This window comes from Rummeliibacillus sp. NPDC094406 (genome assembly GCF_044763875.1).
In the GTDB taxonomy this organism is placed as follows: Bacteria; Bacillota; Bacilli; order Bacillales_A; family Planococcaceae; genus Rummeliibacillus.
This window is the reverse complement of record NZ_JBIWGZ010000007.1, coordinates 122,162-142,807: the sequence shown is the minus strand read 5'-3', so window position 1 is coordinate 142,807 and position 20,646 is coordinate 122,162. Positions and strand designations below refer to the sequence as shown.

Annotated in this window: 20 protein-coding genes; 6 read left to right on the top strand and 14 right to left on the bottom strand. The window is 35.9% G+C overall.

Features of this window, described 5'->3' with window-relative positions; genetic code table 11:
- Positions 1-62 precede the first annotated feature (62 nt).
- Positions 63-371 carry a nucleotide pyrophosphohydrolase gene (locus tag ACIQ4I_RS17305; protein ID WP_403098260.1) on the top strand — a complete coding sequence of 103 codons (309 nt, stop codon included), beginning with the start codon at positions 63-65 and terminating at the stop codon, positions 369-371.
- Positions 372-451: 80 nt separating this feature from the next.
- Here ACIQ4I_RS17305 and glpK read toward each other — a convergent pair whose 3' ends face one another.
- From glpK to ACIQ4I_RS17275, 6 genes are all read right to left on the bottom strand, one after another.
- Complete coding sequence (gene glpK, locus ACIQ4I_RS17300; protein WP_403098258.1) at positions 452-1,945, bottom strand: glycerol kinase GlpK; 1,494 nt, start codon at positions 1,943-1,945, stop codon at positions 452-454.
- A gap of 285 nt (positions 1,946-2,230) precedes the next feature.
- Positions 2,231-3,133: a twin-arginine translocase subunit TatC gene (gene tatC / locus ACIQ4I_RS17295; RefSeq protein WP_403098256.1), complete on the bottom strand. Its 903-nt coding sequence runs from the start codon at positions 3,131-3,133 to the stop codon at positions 2,231-2,233.
- Between the two features lie 15 nt (positions 3,134-3,148).
- Positions 3,149-3,352, bottom strand: coding sequence for a twin-arginine translocase TatA/TatE family subunit (gene tatA / locus ACIQ4I_RS17290; protein ID WP_403098254.1), 204 nt, complete (start codon positions 3,350-3,352; stop codon positions 3,149-3,151).
- Positions 3,353-3,400: 48 nt separating this feature from the next.
- Positions 3,401-5,110, bottom strand: coding sequence for a GMC family oxidoreductase (locus ACIQ4I_RS17285; protein WP_403098252.1), 1,710 nt, complete (start codon positions 5,108-5,110; stop codon positions 3,401-3,403).
- A 17-nt stretch (positions 5,111-5,127) separates the two neighbouring features.
- Positions 5,128-5,886: a gluconate 2-dehydrogenase subunit 3 family protein gene (locus ACIQ4I_RS17280; protein ID WP_403098250.1), complete on the bottom strand. Its 759-nt coding sequence runs from the start codon at positions 5,884-5,886 to the stop codon at positions 5,128-5,130.
- A gap of 327 nt (positions 5,887-6,213) precedes the next feature.
- Positions 6,214-7,425 (bottom strand): MFS transporter, encoded by a 1,212-nt coding sequence (locus tag ACIQ4I_RS17275; RefSeq protein WP_403098248.1) that lies wholly within the window; start codon positions 7,423-7,425, stop codon positions 6,214-6,216.
- Between the two features lie 230 nt (positions 7,426-7,655).
- On the opposite strand from ACIQ4I_RS17275, the gene thrC reads away from it, so the two are divergent.
- The 4 genes from thrC to ACIQ4I_RS17255 all read left to right on the top strand — a co-directional run bounded on the left by thrC (position 7,656) and on the right by ACIQ4I_RS17255 (position 10,937).
- Positions 7,656-8,708: a threonine synthase gene (gene thrC / locus ACIQ4I_RS17270; protein ID WP_403098246.1), complete on the top strand. Its 1,053-nt coding sequence runs from the start codon at positions 7,656-7,658 to the stop codon at positions 8,706-8,708.
- Positions 8,705-9,616, top strand: a complete 912-nt coding sequence (gene thrB / locus ACIQ4I_RS17265; protein ID WP_403098244.1) for a homoserine kinase — start codon at positions 8,705-8,707, stop codon at positions 9,614-9,616. The genes thrC and thrB overlap by 4 nt, the downstream gene beginning before the upstream one ends.
- A gap of 193 nt (positions 9,617-9,809) precedes the next feature.
- Positions 9,810-10,223: an Rrf2 family transcriptional regulator gene (locus ACIQ4I_RS17260; protein WP_403098242.1), complete on the top strand. Its 414-nt coding sequence runs from the start codon at positions 9,810-9,812 to the stop codon at positions 10,221-10,223.
- A 78-nt stretch (positions 10,224-10,301) separates the two neighbouring features.
- Entirely contained in the window at positions 10,302-10,937 is a 636-nt protein-coding gene (locus ACIQ4I_RS17255; RefSeq protein WP_403098240.1) for an NAD(P)-dependent oxidoreductase, read from the top strand.
- 63 nt (positions 10,938-11,000) lie between these two features.
- Here ACIQ4I_RS17255 and zupT read toward each other — a convergent pair whose 3' ends face one another.
- Both zupT and ACIQ4I_RS17245 read right to left on the bottom strand, forming a co-directional pair.
- A complete protein-coding gene (gene zupT, locus ACIQ4I_RS17250) occupies positions 11,001-11,810 on the bottom strand; it encodes a zinc transporter ZupT (RefSeq protein ID WP_403098238.1) in 810 nt (269 codons plus the stop codon).
- 99 nt (positions 11,811-11,909) lie between these two features.
- Positions 11,910-12,791, bottom strand: a complete 882-nt coding sequence (locus ACIQ4I_RS17245) for a LysR family transcriptional regulator (RefSeq protein WP_403098236.1) — start codon at positions 12,789-12,791, stop codon at positions 11,910-11,912.
- A 145-nt stretch (positions 12,792-12,936) separates the two neighbouring features.
- On the opposite strand from ACIQ4I_RS17245, the gene ACIQ4I_RS17240 reads away from it, so the two are divergent.
- Positions 12,937-14,139 carry an MFS transporter gene (locus ACIQ4I_RS17240; RefSeq protein WP_403098234.1) on the top strand — a complete coding sequence of 401 codons (1,203 nt, stop codon included), beginning with the start codon at positions 12,937-12,939 and terminating at the stop codon, positions 14,137-14,139.
- Positions 14,140-14,196: 57 nt separating this feature from the next.
- On the opposite strand, the gene ACIQ4I_RS17235 is transcribed toward ACIQ4I_RS17240, so the two are convergent.
- From ACIQ4I_RS17235 to ACIQ4I_RS17210, 6 genes are all read right to left on the bottom strand, one after another.
- Positions 14,197-14,790, bottom strand: coding sequence for a phosphatase PAP2 family protein (locus ACIQ4I_RS17235; protein WP_403098232.1), 594 nt, complete (start codon positions 14,788-14,790; stop codon positions 14,197-14,199).
- Between the two features lie 148 nt (positions 14,791-14,938).
- A complete protein-coding gene (locus tag ACIQ4I_RS17230; RefSeq protein WP_403098230.1) occupies positions 14,939-15,919 on the bottom strand; it encodes a siderophore ABC transporter substrate-binding protein in 981 nt (326 codons plus the stop codon).
- 16 nt (positions 15,920-15,935) lie between these two features.
- Positions 15,936-16,697, bottom strand: coding sequence for an iron ABC transporter ATP-binding protein (locus ACIQ4I_RS17225; protein ID WP_403098228.1), 762 nt, complete (start codon positions 16,695-16,697; stop codon positions 15,936-15,938).
- The gene (locus ACIQ4I_RS17220) at positions 16,694-17,644 is read right to left on the bottom strand and encodes an iron chelate uptake ABC transporter family permease subunit (RefSeq protein ID WP_403098226.1); all 951 of its coding nucleotides are present in this window, start codon (positions 17,642-17,644) and stop codon (positions 16,694-16,696) included. The genes ACIQ4I_RS17225 and ACIQ4I_RS17220 overlap by 4 nt, the downstream gene beginning before the upstream one ends.
- A complete protein-coding gene (locus ACIQ4I_RS17215; RefSeq protein ID WP_403098224.1) occupies positions 17,637-18,587 on the bottom strand; it encodes an ABC transporter permease in 951 nt (316 codons plus the stop codon). Before ACIQ4I_RS17215 ends, ACIQ4I_RS17220 begins: the two co-directional genes overlap by 8 nt.
- Positions 18,588-18,962: 375 nt before the next feature.
- Positions 18,963-20,450 carry a peptide MFS transporter gene (locus ACIQ4I_RS17210; RefSeq protein WP_403098222.1) on the bottom strand — a complete coding sequence of 496 codons (1,488 nt, stop codon included), beginning with the start codon at positions 20,448-20,450 and terminating at the stop codon, positions 18,963-18,965.
- Positions 20,451-20,646: the final 196 nt, after the last annotated feature.

The following is a 20,646-nucleotide window of genomic DNA, read 5'->3' as shown; positions in this document are numbered from 1 at the left end:
CTATTTCGACAAATTTCTATATAATGAACTTATTATATTCTTTATCGAAAGTGGGTTACAATATGCAAGAAATAACGAAAGAAGTATTAAAGTTCCGTAATGATCGTGGCTGGACTGACAACCATGATGTAAAAAATTTAGCCATTTCCATCTCACTTGAAGCAAATGAACTTCTGGAATGTTTTCAATGGACAAACGCTGAAGAATCCATTGGGAAAGATAAACAAGCGATTGTCGATGAAATGGCAGATGTCTTAATATATCTTATTCAGATGGCTGATTGTATGCACGTGGATTTAGAAAAAGCAGTGAAAGATAAATTGGTGAAAAACGCAATTAAATATCCACTACCTGAAAAAACGGTGAAATAAGGAAATAGCTTGCTACATTCAAGTGGCAAGCTCAAGCTATTATTTTTATTTGTATTCAGGACGAGCCACTTACGCTTTTACTATTTAAATACTTGTACAGCACGAATAGCTTTTTGCCAACCTGTGTATAATTTTTCACGTTTGACTGCAGTCATTTCTGGAATGAATTGTTTATTTAAATGCCAGTGTTTTGATATTGCATCTGTACTTTTCCAAAACCCAACAGCAAGCCCTGCAAGATAGGCAGCACCTAGAGCTGTTGTTTCGTTAATAGAAGGACGTTCTACAGGTACATTTAGTACATCAGATTGGAATTGCATTAAGAAATTGTTTGCTACTGCTCCTCCATCTACTCGTAATGTTTTCAGGGAGATCCCTGAATCAGCTTCCATTGCATCTAATACGTCTTTTGTTTGATAGGCAAGGGATTCTAATGTCGCACGAATGAAGTGTTCTTTTTGCGTTCCACGAGTTAAACCAAATACTGCTCCTCTCACATCACTATCCCAATATGGAGTTCCTAAACCTACAAATGCAGGAACTACATATACACCTTCAGTAGAATCTACTTTTTCAGCGTAGCGTTCACTTTCATCAGCAGTACGGAACATACGTAAACCATCTCGTAACCATTGAATAGCTGATCCAGCAATGAAAATACTACCTTCTAATGCATAGTTTACTTTGCCGTCAACTCCCCATGCAATTGTTGTTAATAGCCCATGTTCAGATTTAACTGCTGTTTCACCAGTATTCATTAACATGAAGCATCCCGTACCATAAGTATTTTTTACCATACCCTTTTCAAAGCATGCCTGACCAAATAATGCTGCTTGTTGATCCCCTGCCACTCCTGCTATTGGAACTTGCTGACCAAAGAAATGCGTTGTACTTGTTGTTCCATAAATTTCTGAAGAAGGACGAACTTTGGGAAGCATTAAAGCTGGAATACCGAGAATTTCTAGTAATTCTTCATCCCATTTCAACTCATGGATATTGTACATTAATGTACGAGAAGCATTGGTATAGTCTGTAACATGTACGTTCCCACCTGATAACTTCCAGATTAACCAAGTATCGATTGTGCCAAATAACAGATCCCCGTTTTCAGCTTTCTCGCGAGCTCCTTCAACATGATCTAATATCCATTTTACTTTTGTTCCTGAAAAGTAAGCGTCGATTAATAAACCTGTCTTGTCTCGGAATAAATCGTTATAGCCCTGTTTTTTTAACTCATCACAGATGCCTGCTGTTTGACGAGATTGCCAAACAATCGCGTTGTAAATAGGTTCACCAGTGTTTTTATCCCAAACAACAGTTGTTTCACGTTGGTTTGTAATACCAATACCTACAACTTGGTCAGCGCTTACATTCTTCTCTGAAAGCACACCAGCAATAACTGATAAAATGGAACTCCAGATTTCTTCCGGATTATGTTCTACCCATCCTGATTGTGGAAAGTATTGCGGAAATTCTTGTTGTGCTGTATGGAAGATGCTACCTGATTGATCAAATAAAATTGCACGTGAACTAGTTGTTCCTTGATCTAAAGCCATAATGTATTTCTCAGACATGATATTACCCCCTGTTTATTTTCTACTTTTTTACTGTTGATTGATTGCTGGTATATAATACTCAACATAACAATTTTGAATTCCAGTTCACCCATTGCATCCCAATGAGGTAAGTATACAAAATAAACAATTACTGTACCAAGAAAAGTACTAAGCATTTGAGCTAAGAATAGCTTATATGTACATGAACTTCTTGAATCTTATCTTGAATCACAAAAGGCTCATTCATCTGCTAATTTCAAATGAATGAGCCTTTTCTCAAACGAACAAACTGGTATAAAAAAACTAAACATGAACGTTAGCGCTTTCTCCCGTTTTTGCAGCTTGTTTGCGTTCAATTCTTTTCACTAACAATATACTAATTTCATACAATAATATCATGGGGAAAAGCACAATTAACTGACTCATAAAGTCCGGCGGTGTTATTAAAGCAGATAAAACAGCCATAATAACATAAGACCACTTTCTAATACTCTTCATGGTACCAGCAGTCAACACACCAATTGTTGATAGGAAAAGCGCTACTATTGGTAGTTCAAACAATAAACCGATAGGAACTGTTGTCATAATAAGATAGCTCATATATTGGCTAGCAGAAATCATCACGTCAAAGTTTGATTCTCCTATACCTACAAGAAAGCCGTAACTTAATGGGTTTAGTACAAAATATCCAAACGCAACACCAATCACAAATAATATAAGCATTACTGGAGAATATAATCCAAGAAAACCCTTTTCATTTTCTTTCAATCCCGGTTTAATAAATGTCCACACAAAATGTACTAAAAACGGCAAAGAAAGACCTAGGGCTAGTGTGGTAGAGATCGACATATAAAATTTAATCACTTCAAGTGGCCCTAAAATAACTAATTTATGTCCTCTTGTTACATACGGAAACCATTTATTCACGGTTGAAAATACAATAATGAAAAAGATAACAAAAACAACAATACCTTTAATCAGTTGTTTTCTTAGGTCAGCTAAATGTTCAACAAAAGCTTCACTTATTTCAACTAAAGAATTCTCTTCCCTCGCATCTTCTTGTTCATCTTTAGTAAGAGAGAAGGAGTTAATTTCAATGTCACCTGATTTACGAGACTCTTCTCCCACCGTTCCCTCAATATTATCTTCGCTATTCATATCCAAAGGGCTGAGTACTTTTTTGGCATTTTCTTCATAAGGATCCATATGAACACCCTCTAGTTAAATTTCCTTTTTATCAGAAGTTGATTTTTCTTTTTTTATTTCGTCATCGTCGTCTATTAAACCCTGAGTTGACTTCTTGAATTCTGAGAAAGTTTTACCCACTGCGGATCCGATTTCAGGCAACTTCTTTGGCCCAAAAACAATTAAAACGATAACCAAAATAATGATTAATCCTGGAATGCCAATTGAACTAAAGCCCATGACAAGTTCCTCCTTTTTCAGCGAATTAGTTTAATAACAAAACCGCTATTAAACTAATGAACCACCTTTTTTAGAATATTTAATAATACCTTCCGCACAACGGAAAGATAAAGCACCTACTGTATCTGTCGGATTAAAACCTGAGTTATTAGAAAATGCACCAGCACCTACTGCAAATAAATTTTCACAATCCCAGTGTTGTAAGTAGTTATTTACTACTCCTTCATCTGGTGTTTTACTCATAACTGTACCACCTGTATTGTGAGTAGATTGGTAAGGTACGATGTTATAGTTTGTAAGATCAGCACGAACTTCAACTTTTTTAGCACCCATTCCTTTTAGGATATCTCCACATTTAGCAGAAATGAATTTGTGTAGTTTTTTATCTTGATCAGTGAAATCATAGTTTATTTGTAATAATGGAACACCGTAAACATCTTTATATTTAGTATCTAGAGTCAAGAAATTTTCTTTGTGAGGAATAGAAGCACCTTGCCCCGCAACACTTAATGAACGTGTATAGTTCATAATAGAATCTTTTTTGAATTCTGCCCCCCATGTTGGCGTATCAACATGCGTTGGGTTATTACCAATAGGACGAAGACCTAATTGTGTTAAAGCAATATTAGCACCATGGATAAATCCAAGTTTTGAGTGATCGAAATTATCGCCATTAAAGTCGTCTAAACACTCTCCTAATGAGCCTGCTCCCATAAATACGTTGAATTGTTCATCAAAGAAGCCTGATGCTCCCGGCATTATTTGGTAGCAATAATTGCGTCCTAGTGTGCCTCTACCAGTAGCTGGATCATACATCGTACCGATTTTAGATACCATTAATAATTTAGCGTTGTTCATCATATACGAAGTTAGTACAACAACATCTGCAGGTTGGATATATTCTTCGCCTGTAACAGTGTCGATATATCTAACCCCTGTTGCTTTACCACCTTTAGTTAGAACTTCAACAACATTCGAGTCGAAACGAATTTCATATTTACCAGTTTTCAAAGCAGCTGGAATAACTGCTACTTCTGGGGAAGCTTTTGCACCATATTCACACCCGAATCGTTCACAGAAACCACAATATTGACAAGCGTTAATCGTTTCACCATATGGATTTTTATATGGAGCAGACAAGTTTGCTGAAGGCATCATGTATGGGTGATAGCCTAAATTTTTCGATGCTTTTTCGAATTTTTGGAGTAGTGGGGTTTTCTTCATCGGTTTGTTAGGATATTTATCCGAACGTTTTGGACCTAGAGGGTTCTCTTCACCACTAACCCCAGAAGTTTTTTCGAATTTATCGAAGTATGGTTCCATTTGATCATAATTTAAGCCCCAGTCTTGGTATTGATAACCTGCTCCCAAAAAATTCTTTCCATATTTTTTATCAGTCATTGTTTTGATCTCAAAGTCATATGGCAAGAAACGGAATACTTGTCCATTCCAGTGAGTACCAGAACCCCCAAGGCCTTCTCCAAGTAAAAAAGAACCTAATTGGCGCATTGGTAACGCTTGTTGTTTACGATTGTTACGGAAGGTAACCGTTTCTTTCGATAAGTCTTGCATTAAATCATAACGAATTGCATAACGATATTCATCATGCACATTAGCAAAATTTACAGTACCCCGTGATTTACCTCTTTCAAGTCCTACAACTTTTAAACCAGCTTTGGTACATTCTGCAGCAACGATACCACCTGTCCACCCAACACCGACAGTTACTACATCAACTTTTGGCATAGTTTTAGCCATTTTTACAACCTCCTAAATTAATGCATACCTAGTGATCTAGGTGCAATTTTTTGGAATCCCGTTTTTTCAATCACGTTAATATAAGACATCTGGTGGCCTGGGAAACCTTTCATTTTCCAACCTTCCATATTTCTGTTACCTCCATAAAGTGGATCAGAATATGCACCTTCTAACGTTGCTGAGCGAAGTAAATTGAAGAAGAAGCTTGCAGTAACACCTTGCATTTTAACTTCATCTTTTTGGAAAGCAGTAAGGATTACATCTCGTTCTTTGTCTGAAATATCTGTAAAGCTTTTTTTATAACGTTTTTGGGCCTCAGCATCTAATTTTTCAATACCTTGTCTGAAAATCTCTGCACGGGTTAGACGAGATTGGTAACCTTGTGTAGGTAGACCTGAAGCAAAAGGTCCTAGCATATATTCTTTTGAGTTACTACCGTATTGCCCTGCTAATTGTCGGTCGATAAAATATGGTACACCTAGATCAATTGCACCTGGTCCTAAATCGTCTTTAGGAAAAATGCGTTCAGTTGCAGTAGCAATAATGTTAAAGTCTTTATCTGTAGTAAAGAACATTTTACCTTCGCTGGTTTGAGCTGTTTTGTTTGTTGTATTATTTGTAGTGGTATTTGGTGATTTTGTTGGCATGGCTGTTTTATTGGTGTTATAGCCAATCAATCCACCGATTAAACCTCCACCGATTAATGTTCCTGTAGCAATACCTGTTGTTTTCAGGAAGTCACGTCTTGAAATATCTTTATTGTCTTTGTTGCTCATTTTGAGAACCCTCCCTTATATAATAAAAATAATCATTTCTACTCGAGTTATTTAGAAAACATTTACTCTTAAGCATAATTATTTCCCGATTTCCCATTATTCTAATCTTGTCTATTCATAAAACTTTTAAAAAACTTCACATTCTTTTTTGTGATAAGGATTCACAATAGATATGAGTATATTTTGGACGCTAATTATGTATTCAACATAAAAAGGATTAGCAACCAGTAATTGCTAATCCTTTTATTCTATATATTATTATTTTCTGTTTAGAGACTGTATATGCCCAATATTATTGTTTCTAAGATCAAAATAATAATTTGAGCATTATTGTAAGACTGTTTGCTTGGTTTCGTTTCCTAAGAAAAGAATTGCAAAGATACCAATTAATATTGCGCAACAGAAAATAGCAAAAATCCAACCAATTGAAATTCCATTTGCCATTAATGTTCCAACTAGTAATGGTCCAAAAATCCCTCCTAGTCGACCAACCGAAGCTGCCATCCCTACTCCAGTACCTCTTATGACAGTTGGATATTGTTCAGGCGTATATGCATAAAGTGCACCCCATGCTCCTAAGTTAAAGAATGATAATAACATTCCAGAAACAATTAGCATCCATGTTACATCTGTTAAACCAAATATAAGTGCGCTAATTGCCGTACCTAATAAATAGGTAGCTAACACAAATTTCCGTCCTGCCTTTTCAATCAGCCAAGCTGCAGTGAAATACCCTGGTAATTGTGCTAACGTCATCAATAGAACATATTCAAAACTTTTGATTAAACTAAACCCTTTCAAAACCATTACGCTTGGTAACCATAAGAACATTCCATAATAAGAAAATACAACTGTAAACCAAACAATCCATAACATAAATGTTGGTTTGATATAAGGTTTTGACCAAACATCTTTAAGATTTTGTAATACACTTCGTGATGGATTCTTTTTTGCTGTAAACTGTTGTGAATCCGGCAAATGTAATCGTAAGTAAACTGCGTAAATTGCCGGAATAGCGGTTAGTATTAACGCTACACGCCAACCGTATTGTGGAATCACAAAGTATGAAATAAGTGCCGCTAATAACCAGCCTACAGCCCAGAAGCTCTCTAACAATACAACAACTCTTCCTCTTTCATTGGCTGCTACATTTTCAGAAACTAATGTAGAAGCAACCGGTAGTTCACCACCAAGACCCATTCCGATGAAAAATCGTAATACGATGAAAATCGTTAAAGTAGAAGCAAAAGCTGACAATCCACTCGCTAATGAAAAAATAACTAATGTCCAAATAAAAACAGATTTTCGACCAATTCGGTCTGCAAAAATACCAAATACAAAGGCACCTACGGCCATACCAATTGAATTCACACTACCGATCCATCCCATCTGCGTAGTTGTTAAATTCCAATCCTTTGCAAGTGCAGCAATAACAAATGATAGAATCCCAACATCAAGTGCATCGAATAGCCAGCCGATACCTGCTACACCTAATAATTTATTACGTGAAACCGATTGTACATTTACTACTTGTCTCATATATACACGCCTCCATGTGTCTTTACACCTGTAAACTATATTGTAAATATAACTATACACAGAAATATATTTTGTGACAAGATATAAAATAAATTCAAATAGTTTCGAAAATTAATATAGAAGCTATTGAAAACAGGACCTAAAATGCGTTAAAATGTCTTTTATAGAAGAACAGTTGTACTCTTAGAATGAACATCAAAAGATTTTATATATAAAGGAGAATGTTACATATGTGGAATGGCCTTTTAGATCACTATAAAGAATTTTTACCTGTAACTGACAAAACACCTGCTTTAACATTACATGAAGGTAATACACCTCTTATTCATTTAGATACATTATCAAAAGAGCTAGGAATTGATTTGCATGTGAAATTTGAAGGATTAAATCCAACTGGCTCTTTTAAAGACCGTGGAATGGTAATGGCTGTAGCAAAGGCAATCGAGGAAGGTAGTAAATGTGTCATTTGCGCTTCAACTGGTAACACTTCTGCCGCTGCTGCTGCATATGCTGCTCGCGCAGGTATCCAAGCAATTATCGTTATTCCAAAAGGGAAAGTAGCCGCTGGTAAACTTGCTCAAGCTTACATGTACGGTGCGAAAATTATTGAAATCGACGGTAACTTTGACGAAGCATTACAAGTTGTCCGTGATATTAGTGAAACAACTGCAGTTACATTGGTTAACTCTGTAAACCCATATCGATTAGAAGGGCAAAAAACAGCTGCATTTGAAGTTTGCGATCAGTTAGGTGATGCACCTGATATTCTAGCAATCCCTGTTGGTAATGCCGGTAACATTAGCGCTTACTGGAAAGGTTTTAAAGAATACCATGAGAAAAAAGGAACAAAATTACCAAAAATGTTTGGCTTCGAAGCTGAAGGTGCTGCGGCAATCGTAAAAGGTGAACCAATCGCACATCCTGAAACAATTGCAACTGCTATTCGAATTGGCAATCCGGCAAGTTGGGAACTAGCAGAAGCTGCACGTGATGAATCAGAAGGTAGAATTGGTTCGGTTACAGATGAGGAGATTTTAAATGCTTATCGCCAAATTGCATCCAAAGAAGGCGTCTTTGCTGAACCAGGATCTGCAGCTTCAGTTGCAGGAGTCTTTCAATCAGTTGCAAATGGTTCTATTCCAAAAGGTAGTCGTGTAGTCGCTGTATTAACGGGTAATGGATTAAAAGATCCAGATACAGCTGTTAATGCATCTAAAGTAGACATGGTATCCCTACCAAATGACGAAGAAGAAATTCGAAAATATATTGAGGGATTAGTATGAGTAAAAAATGGTCAATTTCTGTCCCAGGCAGCACAGCTAACCTCGGGCCAGGATTCGATTCTATCGGTTTAGCTTTAGGAATATATCTTGATTTAGATGTTACACATAGTTACCAATGGGAATTTGAACATCATTCAATACATCTTCCAGAAAAATTTACCGTTGAAGATCATCTAATTTACAAAGTTGCAACTGAAACAGCTGAACGCTATAACGTCAGTTTACCTCCTTGTAAGGTTATTATGAGGAGTGAATTACCTTTAGCACGTGGACTTGGTAGTAGTGCAGCTGCAATTGTTGCAGGTATTGAAATTACAAACCAAGTATGCGATTTAAACCTTTCCATTGATGAACGTTGTCGTTTAGCTTCTAAAATAGAAGGCCATCCAGATAATGCAGCTGCTTCTGTATGTGGTGGTTTGACAATTGGTGCTACATTACCAAATGGTCAACTTGAATTAATAAACGTCCAAGATGTTGAAGCAGCGTTTGCTGTTTTTATTCCAAATGTAGAATTGAAAACAGAAGAAGCTCGTAAAGTATTACCTTCAAATTATGATAAGGCATATGCTGTTCATGCCAGTGCAAATGCCAATATGTTAACTGCCGCTTTATTATTAAAAGATTACAAACGAGCTGGTGAATTTATGGAGCATGATTTGTTTCATGAACCATTTCGTGCAAACTTAATTCCTAACTATCATGAAATTAGACAAACAGCAAAAGACGCAGGAGCATATGGTACAGCTATTAGTGGGGCAGGACCTACTGTCATCTCTCTTATTGCCGAAGATCGTGTACATCACTTTGTTGAAAAGATGAAACCACTCTTCCCTAGCTATGATATTAAAGCTGTTCACGTTGATACAAAAGGTGTACAAGTAACAATTGCAGAATATGTTGAATAACTAATGGACCGAGCGCCATAATAAAGTGGACCCTCTAGCAGTGAGGGTCCATCATTCCCTCTTCTTTGCTTCTCTCTCAATCTTGAATTGGGAGTTTGCTACCGATTAATGTGGGATAATTGGTGCTTCGGTTATTTTTTATTGACATTCTGTTTGATTGTAACTATTATAGTTACAAACAGGTGGTGAGCCTATGATAAACAGTCGGTTCTCTGTAGCTATTCATATACTTTCATTAATTGCTTCAACAAGAGATACACATACATTAACATCTGATTATATTGCTAGTAGTGTTAATACAAATCCGGTTGTTATTCGACGTATTAGTGGCCAGTTGAAAAAAGCTGGTTTAATTGCTTCACATGCAGGTGTATCTGGATATAAACTTGTAGTATCTCCTAAGGATACAACCTTATTAGATATCTATCGTGCTGTACAAGCACCCGAAGATCTATTTGCCATTCATGACAACCCAAACCCAAATTGTACAGTTGGCAAACAAATACAATCAACATTAGATGATGTATTCTGTTCAGTACAGCAAGCAATGGAAAGTAAATTAGAAGAAGAGACATTACAAGACATATTAGATCATCTCTTTCCATAAGGGACGATCTATTTTATCGCCTAACCTGTAACTAAAATTGTTACATTTAACAAATACCCACTTTAGGAGGAACTAATCATGAAAATTGGAATTATCGGTGCAACAGGTAAAGCAGGAAATAAAATTTTAGAGGAGGCTGTAACTCGTGGTCTTGAAGTGACTGCAATCGTTCGTAATGCTGCAAAATTACAAAATCAATCAGTAGCTATAATTGAAAAAGATGTGTTCGACTTAACAACAGCAGATATTAATGCATTCGATGTTGTGGTAAATGCTTTTGGAGCACCAATAGGACAAGAAACACTTCATGTAGAAGCTGGTCGTCACCTAATCGATATCTTCAAAGATGCAAAAGATACAAAATTATTTGTAGTTGGTGGCGCAGGAAGTCTATTCGTAGATCCTGAAAAAACTGTACGTGTTGTTGAAACACCTGATTTCCCTGATATGTTTAAAGCAACTGCATCTAACCAAGCTCAAAACTTAGCAGATATACAAGCATCTTCAATTACTTGGACATTCTTAAGCCCATCAGCATTCTTCGATCCAGAAGGTCCACGTACGGGCAAATATATTGAAGGACAAGATCACTTATTAGTTAACGAACAAGGTGAAAGCTATGTATCATATGCTGACTTCGCAATTGCAGCACTGGATGAAATTGAAAACCCTAAACACGTAAACGAACGCTTTACAGTAGCTTCTAATAAATAATAAATTCAAACAAAAGAGCCAGTTTATAATTAAAATGGATTGCAAAATGATGCAATCCATTTTTTATGCCAACAAAACTAAACTAACAGCCATCACAATCATTCCTAATACAACACCATAAATAGATGAATGTGCTTCATCGTATTTTCGTGCAGCTGGTAATAATTCATCCAATGAAATAAAGACCATAATTCCGGCAACTCCAGCGAATATCATCCCGAACATAACATCATTCAAAAATGGCATTAAAAGTAGATATGCTACAAAAGCTCCAACAGGTTCTGCTAAACCGGATAAGAATGATAACTTAAATGCCCTCTTACGATTACCTGTTGCAAAGAAAATCGGTACAGATACAGCAATCCCTTCTGGAATATTATGAATTGCTACAGCAATAGCAATAGCCAAACCAAGATTTGGATCGTTTAAAGCTGAAACAAATGTCGCAATCCCCTCTGGAAAATTGTGAATACCAATTGCTAATGCTGTGAAGATACCCATTTTCATCAGCTTAGCATAATCATCATTTGATGGACCCTTTTGCAAATCTTCTACCATCTTCACTTCATGAGGATTTCCTTGCTTAGGAATGAGTTTATCAATCAATGCAATTAGCAGCATCCCACTGAAGAACCCTATAACTGTTAACAAATAACCTTGTCTAGCACCTAATTCATTTACAAGTGCAATTTTTGCCTTTACGAAAATTTCAACGAGTGACACATAAATCATTACACCTGCTGAAAACCCCAGTGCAAATGATAAAAACTTTGTATTGGTCCTTGAAGTAAAGAATGCAATTAAGCTTCCAACACCTGTTGCTAACCCAGCGAATAAAGTTAACCCCAATGCATATAAAACACTTCCATCCATACGCATACCTCTCTCTTTATTTGAACATTTTGTTCATTGTATGCGTATCCTATGGGCATCATTATCTCATAAAGGAAAATCCCCTTTTCTAGAAAAAGTCTACTTTCCTCTAAATTTCCCAACGACAAAATCCTGAAATGTTTGAGCTGCATGAGACATGTATCTTTTCTTCATATAGCCGATCCCCAATTTACGTTGACATATTGGCTCACTAACACGAATTGTAGATACATGATACTCATTTAATCCCCTTATATTCGGAAGTAAAGCGACACCTAACCCTGCTTCAACAAACCCTGCAAGTGTATGGAATTCTTCTCCTTCAAAAACTACCTCTGGAGAAATATTCGCAAGTTCTAATAATTGATCATTAATTTGCCGAAGAGAGTTTCCTTCTTTTAATGAAACAAATGGATCATCACCTATTTCTGATAAGTGAATTTGCTCACGATCTGCTAATCGATGGTCTTTTGGTACAATGACAAATAATTCTTCACTCCAAAGTTCAACCCATTCGAATGAAATATCTGTTTCGACATACGGTACCAGACAAAGATCAAACTCCCCTGCCTCTAATTGTTGAAGTAAATGTAAGGAATTGTTTTGTGTGAATTCAAATTGTACGTTTGGATATTTTCTGCGAAACATGCGTACCAAACGAGGAATAAGTTGCATTCCAACTGTATGCGTAAAGCCAACCGTTATCACCCCATAATCTGGTGTGACTATATCTGCAATCTCTTGTTTAACATCCTCATACATTTTATTAATCGGCATTGTTCTTTTTAAAAATAGCTCACCAAAGCGATTTAATTTGATAGAACGCCCTTTCCGATCAAATAATGGGACACCTACCTCCTCTTCTAACTGCGCAATTGACTTACTGAGTGCTGGTTGAGAGAGATTCAATTTTTCAGCAGCATGTGTCATGTGCTCTATTCTTGCTACGGTTTGAAAATACTTTAATTGCTGTAAATCCATCACTACCCCCTAATAACCAAATGGAATTAAATTGATGAAAATAATAGATTGTACTTATCAATAGAATGAATCTATAATAAACCGTAACAAAAAAAATGACAATTCAATTTACTATTTGCCATTACTTTATGGAGTGATATTTTCAATGGATGATTATATAAAGAAAGGAACAATGGATTTTCGCAAAGCAAACTTAGCACTGTTTGCGGGTGCTTTTAGTACATTTGCGAATTTATATATGACCCAACCAGTGTTACCAACACTATCAAAGGTTTTTCATATTTCACCGACTACTGCTAGTCTATCCCTGTCTTTAACAACTATTTCATTAGCTATCAGTATGTTAATCGTTGGATCTCTATCTGAAGCTTGGGGTCGTAAACCAATTATGACTTTTTCGATGATAGCTGTAGCAATTTTAACGTTATTGATTGCCTTTGTACCAAGCTATCATATGTTACTTGTTTTGCGAGTAATTCAAGGAATTGTCTTTGCAGGACTTCCTGCAATCGCAATGGCCTATCTTGGGGAGGAAATTGAACCTTCCAGTTTAGGTGCTGCAATGGGACTTTATATTAGTGGGAACTCTATTGGTGGTCTTGCTGGACGTATTATTATGGGTACTGTTAGTGATTACTTTAACTGGCGAATAGGTATGGTGACAATCGGTATCATCAGTTTACTTGTAGCTATCGCCTTTTACTTTTTACTACCTGCATCAAAGCATTTTAAACCTGAAAAGTTAGCCTTTAAGTCTTTATTCAAATCTATGTTGATGCACCTAAAAGACCCTGCATTACTTAGTCTATTTGGGATTGGTTTTTTACTAATGGGTTCATTTGTAACAATGTATAACTATATTGGATTCCAACTATTAGAACCTCCTTATTCTTTAAGTCAAACAATCGTTGGTTGGATATTCTTAATCTACTTAGTCGGTACGTTTAGTTCTGCTTGGATGGGGGGATTGGCCGATCATCATGGCCGTTATAAAATATTATTAAGTGGCATCGGTTTAATGTTTGGAGGTGCTGCCCTTTCTTTAGTAGGCAACCTATTTATTAAGGTTCTTGGCATTGCCATTTTCACCTTTGGATTCTTTGGCGGACATGCAATTGCTAGCGGTTGGATTGGAAGACGAGCAACTCATGATAAAGCGCAAGCCTCTTCACTTTACTTATTCTTCTACTATGCAGGATCAAGTATTGGTGGTACGACCGGTGGTATATTCTGGTCTAATTTCGGTTGGGGCGGTGTTATTAGTATCATCTTAATATTCCTGTTAATAGCAGCTATTTTAGCGTTTATTATTCATAAAATCACAACGAAACAGTTAACACAAGTATAGGAAAAGGCACTGATGATTGGTCAGTGCCTTTTCTTTATACCTATCATCTATGTCTCTCTACAGTTTTTTCCGGCGTTCGTACCAAATGACACTCAAAATGAACCATGTATAACCAATCGCCCATCCTGCAATAACATCTGATGCAAAATGACGGCTCCCTGCAATTCGAGATAATCCTATTAGAGCAGCCAGAATTATCGCAAATGACCATACGAATATTTTCTTTTTCTCCGATGCTTCGTGTTCAGTTGCAAAATAAGCTATTGTAAATAGATAAAGAATACCTACCATCGCATGACCAGAAGGAAAACTAAAACTCTTCAATTGATGTGGAATAACTGGACGAGATCTATGAACCCATTCCTTCAATATATGATTTAATACATTGCCTCCAGCAATCGTTAAAAGTGCTAACGTCATACCTCGATAATTGTGGTTTCGAATCCATAACCAAATTAATAGTAGAACAGCTACGATCATAATAAACTTTGTTTTTCCAAAGTAATGGAAGAATTCAATGAAATAATTACCTTTCAAAAGAGTTGAAACACTTGTATCTAAACTAGTTACCCAAGCACTATTTAAACTGATATAGAGAAGAAAAAAGATAATAGCAGTGATAATTGCTAAGAAGTAGAAAAATTTCGTCATCAAGATCCCCCTCTTCCGAATATTCTTTTCTTCTTACTATATCTTTTTATCATTCTATGAAATAATACAAAAAAATATCATGTCATTTTTTCAACAAACAAAACACCTAGCAGAAATTTGCTAGGTGTTTTGTTATAATTTATAAAATTTATAGAGCGGCCTCTACTTCCTTAGCCATTTCAGTTACAGACTGTAATCCGCCACCTGATAAGTACCAAACTTCTGGGTTAAGATAAATCATTTTGCCATCTTTATAAGCATTTGTTTTCTTCACGATATCATTTTCAATATCCTTTTTCGCAGATGCTCCCTCAGTAACAACAGAATCACGGTCTACTACGAAGATGATGTCTGGATTTTTTTCTAAAACATATTCATAAGAAACATTTTGTCCATGAGTAGAAACTTCAATCCCTTTATCAACAGCTTTGAAGCCAAATACATCATGAATAAGACCAAAACGTGACGCAGGACCGTAAGCACTGATTTTACCTTCAGAGCCTAGGATGATTAAAGCTTTTTTATCTAAATCTTTTGTTTCACCTTGCACTTTTGCGATTGTATCATCAACTTTTGCTAATTCATCTTTTACTTGATCTTCTTTTCCAAAGATTTGACCAGCTAGTTCCGTATTCTTTTTAAATGAATCCATGTAATGTGTAGTATCTAAACCTACATAAACCGTTGGCGCAATTTTACTTAGCTCTTCATAAAGGCTTGCTTGACGACCAGAGATGAAAATAACATCCGGAGCCATTGTTGCAAGTTTTTCAAAATCAGGTTCTTTTAAGGCACCAACGTTTTCATAATCTGAACTTGCGTATTTTTCAAGATATTTTGGGATAGTATCTTGTGGAACACCTGCAATTTTAACACCAAGTGTATCAAGTGTGTCTAGAAAGCCCATATCAAAAGAAACGACTTTTTTAGGGTTTTTAGGTACTTTTACTTCGTCTTTTACAGCATCAGATGAGCCATCTTCATTTTGAATACCAAAATCATTTGTTACTGTAATTGTTTCTTCTTTTGACCCGGCATTTGAATCCTCTTTACTTGAATCTTTAGAGCCACATGCCCCTAATACAAGAAGCATTGCGAATACTAATGTGAATAACGACCATTTTTTCATTTTTTTATCTCCTTTATTATGAATTAAAATATACACAGATACGGCAACTATTCATCTCTTGAATAGGAATGTCCATATCATAAATTTCCTTTAATGATTCAGAGTTAATAATTTCATTGGTTGGGCCATCTTTGATGACCTTTCCATCTTTTAAAGCAACGATATAGTCCGAATAAACAGATGCAAAGTTGATATCATGCAAGACAATAACAACCGTTTTGTCTAATTCATCCACAAGCTTACGTAAGATTTTCATAATCTGAACAGAATGCTTCATATCTAAGTTATTTAATGGTTCATCCAACAATATATATTCGGTATCTTGAGCGATTACCATTGCAATAAAAGCTCGTTGGCGTTGACCACCTGATAACTCGTCTAGATAATCATGCTGAATAGCTTCTAAATTCATATAGTGAATAGCTTCATCGACTTTCTGATTATCTTCATCTGTTAAATGCCCCTGTGAATATGGAAAGCGACCAAAAGAAACAAGTTCGCGGATTGTTAAGCGTACATTCATGAAGTTTGATTGTTTTAAAATCGATACACGTTTTGCAAAGTCATTGGATTTTACTTTCTTTACATCTTTTTGATCAAGTAACACTTCACCAGTGTCTGCATCTAACAAGCGGCTTACCATCGATAATAATGTAGATTTACCAGCACCATTTGGACCGATAAAGGAAGTAATCTTTCCACGTTTGATATCAACGCTTACTTTATCAACGACGACTTTCTTCCCAAAGAATTTGGATATTTCTTTTACTTGAATCATGCAGATCGACTCTCCCTTAATAATAAGTAAATAAAGTAGATACCACCGATGAAATTGACGATAACACTTAATGTTGTTGAAAAAGTAAAGACTCGTTCAACTATCCATTGACCACCGATTAATGCAACTAGACTTATAAGAGCTGCACCCGTAATGAGCACGGAATGCTTGTATGTTTTGAAAAATTGATAAGACAGGTTTGCTACAATTAATCCAAAGAATGTAATCGGCCCAACTAATGCTGTTGATACTGCGATTAACACTGCAGATATGATAAGCATGCGCTTTACTACCTTATCGTACGGAACACCTAAGTTAATAGCTGTTTCACGACCAAGTGATAAGACATCTAATTGATTTACCATACGCCAGCCAAATACCATAACAATGATGACGATTACTAATGCAAACCATACTAAATCGCCATTCACATTATTAAAACTTGCGAACATCTTATCTTGCACTCGAGCAAACTCATTAGGATCGATTAACACTTGCATGAAAGTTGTAACACTTCCTAAAAAAGTCCCCACAATAATGCCGACTAAAAGTAAAAAGTAAATCGGACGGCCCCCTGAGCGAAATAAAAACTGATAGAGCAATAAAGCAAAGCCAATCATTACAACTACGGAAATAATGAAATTCACTTGTGCATTCATAATCGCCACATGACTAGATCCGAGGAAGAAGATGATGACTGTTTGCAATAACAAATACAACGAATCTAATCCCATAATACTTGGGGTTAAAATGCGATTATGTGTGATTGTTTGGAATATTACAGTTGAATAAGCAATTGAAACACCGGTTAACACCATCGCTATCACTTTGATTGTACGGCGAGGCAATATGTAATCATAATTACCACTTAAGCCTTGAAATAGATATAAGCAACAAAACATAGCAGCAAGAATCACTAATATAATCATTTTCATACTGTTACGCATATGCTCTCCCCCTAAACAACAAGAATAGGAAGACTGCACTGCCGATGACGCCTACCATTAAGCTAATCGAAATCTCATATGGATAAATCAACACACGACCCAAAATATCGCATATCAATAGGAAGATTGCTCCTAGCAAAGCGGTATGTGGCAAAGTCTTTTGTAAATGATCTCCTTTAAAAATGGAAACGATGTTCGGGATGATCAAACCTAAAAATGGAATCATACCTACTGTAAGCACAACCGTAGTAGTCACCAAAGCTACAAGGATCAAACCAAAATTGACGATACGCTTATAGGCTAGCCCTAAGTTCTTTGCAAAATCTTCCCCCATTCCCGCAACTGTAAAACGATTTGCATACAAATAGGCAATGATTAATATCGGAACACTAATATAGAGCAATTCATAGCGCCCCTTCATAATCATCGAAAAATCCCCCTGCAGCCAAGTCGAAATATTCTGAATCACATTCGACTTATAAGCGAAGAATGTTGTAATAGAAGATAAAATATTCCCAAACATTAACCCAACTAGTGGAATAAAGATTGCGTCCTTAAATTTAATACGGTTCAAAATTTGCATAAATAATAGTGTGCCGGCTAATGCAAATACAAATGATACGGCCATTTTTTCTAACATCGAAGCGTTTGCAAATAACAGCATCGATACGAGAATTCCTAAACGTGTTGCATCTAATGTCCCCGCCGTTGTAGGTGACACGAACTTATTGCGGCTTAAACTTTGCATAATTAACCCTGCAATACTCATACCAACCCCTGCTAATATAATCGCGATTAACCTAGGGACACGACTAATAAGAAAAATTTGCGTTTTCTCTGAATGAATATTGAGCAAATCCTTTGGTGATATATTCGTTACCCCTACGAAAAGAGATACGATCGATAAGACAACCAGCGCTAAAAATAAATATCGTTTCTTCATAACAATCCCCGACTTTTTCCATTTTGTAAGTCAATAACCTGAAAATGAAAATCATTATCATTTAACTCACAATATTTATTATATCATCTTGATAATCATTTTCAACGATTAATTGAAAATGATTATCAAATAAAAGGAGAATTAACGGAAAACGCCGATAATTACTCACTTTTTTCGTTTTCCTATTCTCATTTATCTTTTTTAATAGGCACTGTTAAATAGGATTGCTACTATTTGTAGAGAATCTATATTGTGCTGGAACTATGGATACGAAATCAACAGGATCCATTAACATAGTCTTTGAAATAAAAAAGGCCTGTCCTACAAAATCGGAATAACCGACTTTGATAGGACAGGTCCTGTATAAAACTAATTTTATTTAATGGTTCCCATTTTCTTAGAAATCCATGGAGTTAAGAGTAGCATAATAATACAAAGTGCAATTGCTAGTCCACCAAGATAACTAAAGTATTGAACTTCTGTCACTTTAGCAAAGACTTTTGCAAGTTGTGCATTTATTGCTTGAGCTGCAGTACTAGCTAAGAACCAAAGTGACATGGTTTGTGCAGCAAATGCAGCTGGAGCTAATTTCGTTGTTGCTGATAAGCCCACTGGTGACATCAGTAATTCACCGACTACTACTAGGAAGAATGAAAGAACAATCCACAATGGGTTTATTAATTCTTTACCACCAGAAGATATTGCAGGGATAATCATGATTATGAATGATAAACCAGCAAATAATAGTGATAATGAAAATTTAATTGGTGTAGATGGTTGACGATTGCCCAATTTAACCCAAATCCAAGCAAAGATTGGAGCCATTGTAATGATAAATAATGGGTTTAATGATTGGAACCAAGAAGGTGGAATTTTATATGATCCAACTGTTAAATCAGTACGTTCAGCTACATAAGTAGCAAGAATAGTTGAACCTTGTTCTTGAATAATCCAGAACATAGTCCCCGTAATAAATAATGGAATATATGCTAGAAGATGTGACTTCTCTTCTTTTTTTGTTTTTTTACTAGAGAACATCCAAGTAAATATTGCGATTGGTGCTAATAAACCGATTACTGTGAAGAAGTTAACAGCTCCATCGATTGATAAGTTACCACTCATTGCTGCAATTAAAACTAATACCGCTAGTACAATAACTACTACAATCGATTTTTTAAGAAGGCTACTACGCTCTTTGGCATTTAATGGATTTTTAGGTTCTACACCCGCAAGACCCAATTTTTGTTTTTGGTTAAGTGTGAACATGAATAACCCAATAGCCATACCAATTCCTGCAATACCAAAACCTATATGATAGTTATAATTTTCTTTTACGGCACCTACAATTAGTGGAGAGATGAACGCACCTGCGTTGATACCCATATAGAAGATATTGAAGCCTGCATCACGACGGTTATCGTCAGCTGCGTAAATATCACCAACAACTGATGATACGTTTGGTTTTAATAAGCCAGTACCAATAATAATAAATACCATTGAAGTAAATAAGAATGGTAAGCCACCAGGAACTGCTAAGCAGATATGACCAACCATAATTAAAATACCGCCCCAGAAGATTGTTCTTCTAGTACCTAAAATACGGTCCGCAACCCATCCACCAATAATACCTGACATGTATACTAAAGAACCATAAATTGCCATAATTGAAGTAGCTGTAGTTTTATCTAACCCCAAGCCACCATTTTGTACTGTATCGTACATGAAATATATAAGAATTGCCTTCATACCATAGTATGAGAAGCGTTCCCAGAATTCTGTAAAGAACAAACTAAATAATCCCTTTGGATGTCCGAAGAATCCAGTTTGAGGAACGGACTTGACGATTTCCTCTTTAGTTGCCATAAGAAACTCTCCTTCTTTCAATATAAAAAATAGTCTCACAATTCAAACTATAAAGTTTATATCTTAGTAATTTAGTGAAGTATGTTGTCCATTATACACGCACAGTTGTATCATGTCAAAAAATAATCTGAAAAGGTAAAATGTTTATTATTTGATTTTCTTAATAAGAATAAATCCTTTAATATCAACATTTGAA

Bases quoted from the DNA above. Each gene is read 5' to 3' on its own strand.
- ACIQ4I_RS17260 (WP_403098242.1), top strand. From the start codon at position 9,810: ATGATAAACAGTCGGTTCTCTGTAGCTATTCATATACTTTCATTAATT.
- zupT (WP_403098238.1), bottom strand. From the start codon at position 11,810: ATGGATGGAAGTGTTTTATATGCATTGGGGTTAACTTTATTCGCTGGG.
- thrB (WP_403098244.1), top strand. From the start codon at position 8,705: ATGAGTAAAAAATGGTCAATTTCTGTCCCAGGCAGCACAGCTAACCTC.
- tatC (WP_403098256.1), bottom strand. From the start codon at position 3,133: ATGGATCCTTATGAAGAAAATGCCAAAAAAGTACTCAGCCCTTTGGAT.
- tatA (WP_403098254.1), bottom strand. From the start codon at position 3,352: ATGGGCTTTAGTTCAATTGGCATTCCAGGATTAATCATTATTTTGGTT.
- thrC (WP_403098246.1), top strand. From the start codon at position 7,656: ATGTGGAATGGCCTTTTAGATCACTATAAAGAATTTTTACCTGTAACT.
- ACIQ4I_RS17275 (WP_403098248.1), bottom strand. From the start codon at position 7,425: ATGAGACAAGTAGTAAATGTACAATCGGTTTCACGTAATAAATTATTA.
- ACIQ4I_RS17280 (WP_403098250.1), bottom strand. From the start codon at position 5,886: ATGAGCAACAAAGACAATAAAGATATTTCAAGACGTGACTTCCTGAAA.
- ACIQ4I_RS17285 (WP_403098252.1), bottom strand. From the start codon at position 5,110: ATGGCTAAAACTATGCCAAAAGTTGATGTAGTAACTGTCGGTGTTGGG.
- ACIQ4I_RS17220 (WP_403098226.1), bottom strand. From the start codon at position 17,644: ATGCGTAACAGTATGAAAATGATTATATTAGTGATTCTTGCTGCTATG.
- ACIQ4I_RS17215 (WP_403098224.1), bottom strand. From the start codon at position 18,587: ATGAAGAAACGATATTTATTTTTAGCGCTGGTTGTCTTATCGATCGTA.
- ACIQ4I_RS17240 (WP_403098234.1), top strand. From the start codon at position 12,937: ATGGATGATTATATAAAGAAAGGAACAATGGATTTTCGCAAAGCAAAC.
- ACIQ4I_RS17305 (WP_403098260.1), top strand. From the start codon at position 63: ATGCAAGAAATAACGAAAGAAGTATTAAAGTTCCGTAATGATCGTGGC.
- ACIQ4I_RS17225 (WP_403098228.1), bottom strand. From the start codon at position 16,697: ATGATTCAAGTAAAAGAAATATCCAAATTCTTTGGGAAGAAAGTCGTC.
- glpK (WP_403098258.1), bottom strand. From the start codon at position 1,945: ATGTCTGAGAAATACATTATGGCTTTAGATCAAGGAACAACTAGTTCA.
- ACIQ4I_RS17230 (WP_403098230.1), bottom strand. From the start codon at position 15,919: ATGAAAAAATGGTCGTTATTCACATTAGTATTCGCAATGCTTCTTGTA.
- ACIQ4I_RS17210 (WP_403098222.1), bottom strand. From the start codon at position 20,450: ATGGCAACTAAAGAGGAAATCGTCAAGTCCGTTCCTCAAACTGGATTC.
- ACIQ4I_RS17245 (WP_403098236.1), bottom strand. From the start codon at position 12,791: ATGGATTTACAGCAATTAAAGTATTTTCAAACCGTAGCAAGAATAGAG.
- ACIQ4I_RS17255 (WP_403098240.1), top strand. From the start codon at position 10,302: ATGAAAATTGGAATTATCGGTGCAACAGGTAAAGCAGGAAATAAAATT.
- ACIQ4I_RS17235 (WP_403098232.1), bottom strand. From the start codon at position 14,790: ATGACGAAATTTTTCTACTTCTTAGCAATTATCACTGCTATTATCTTT.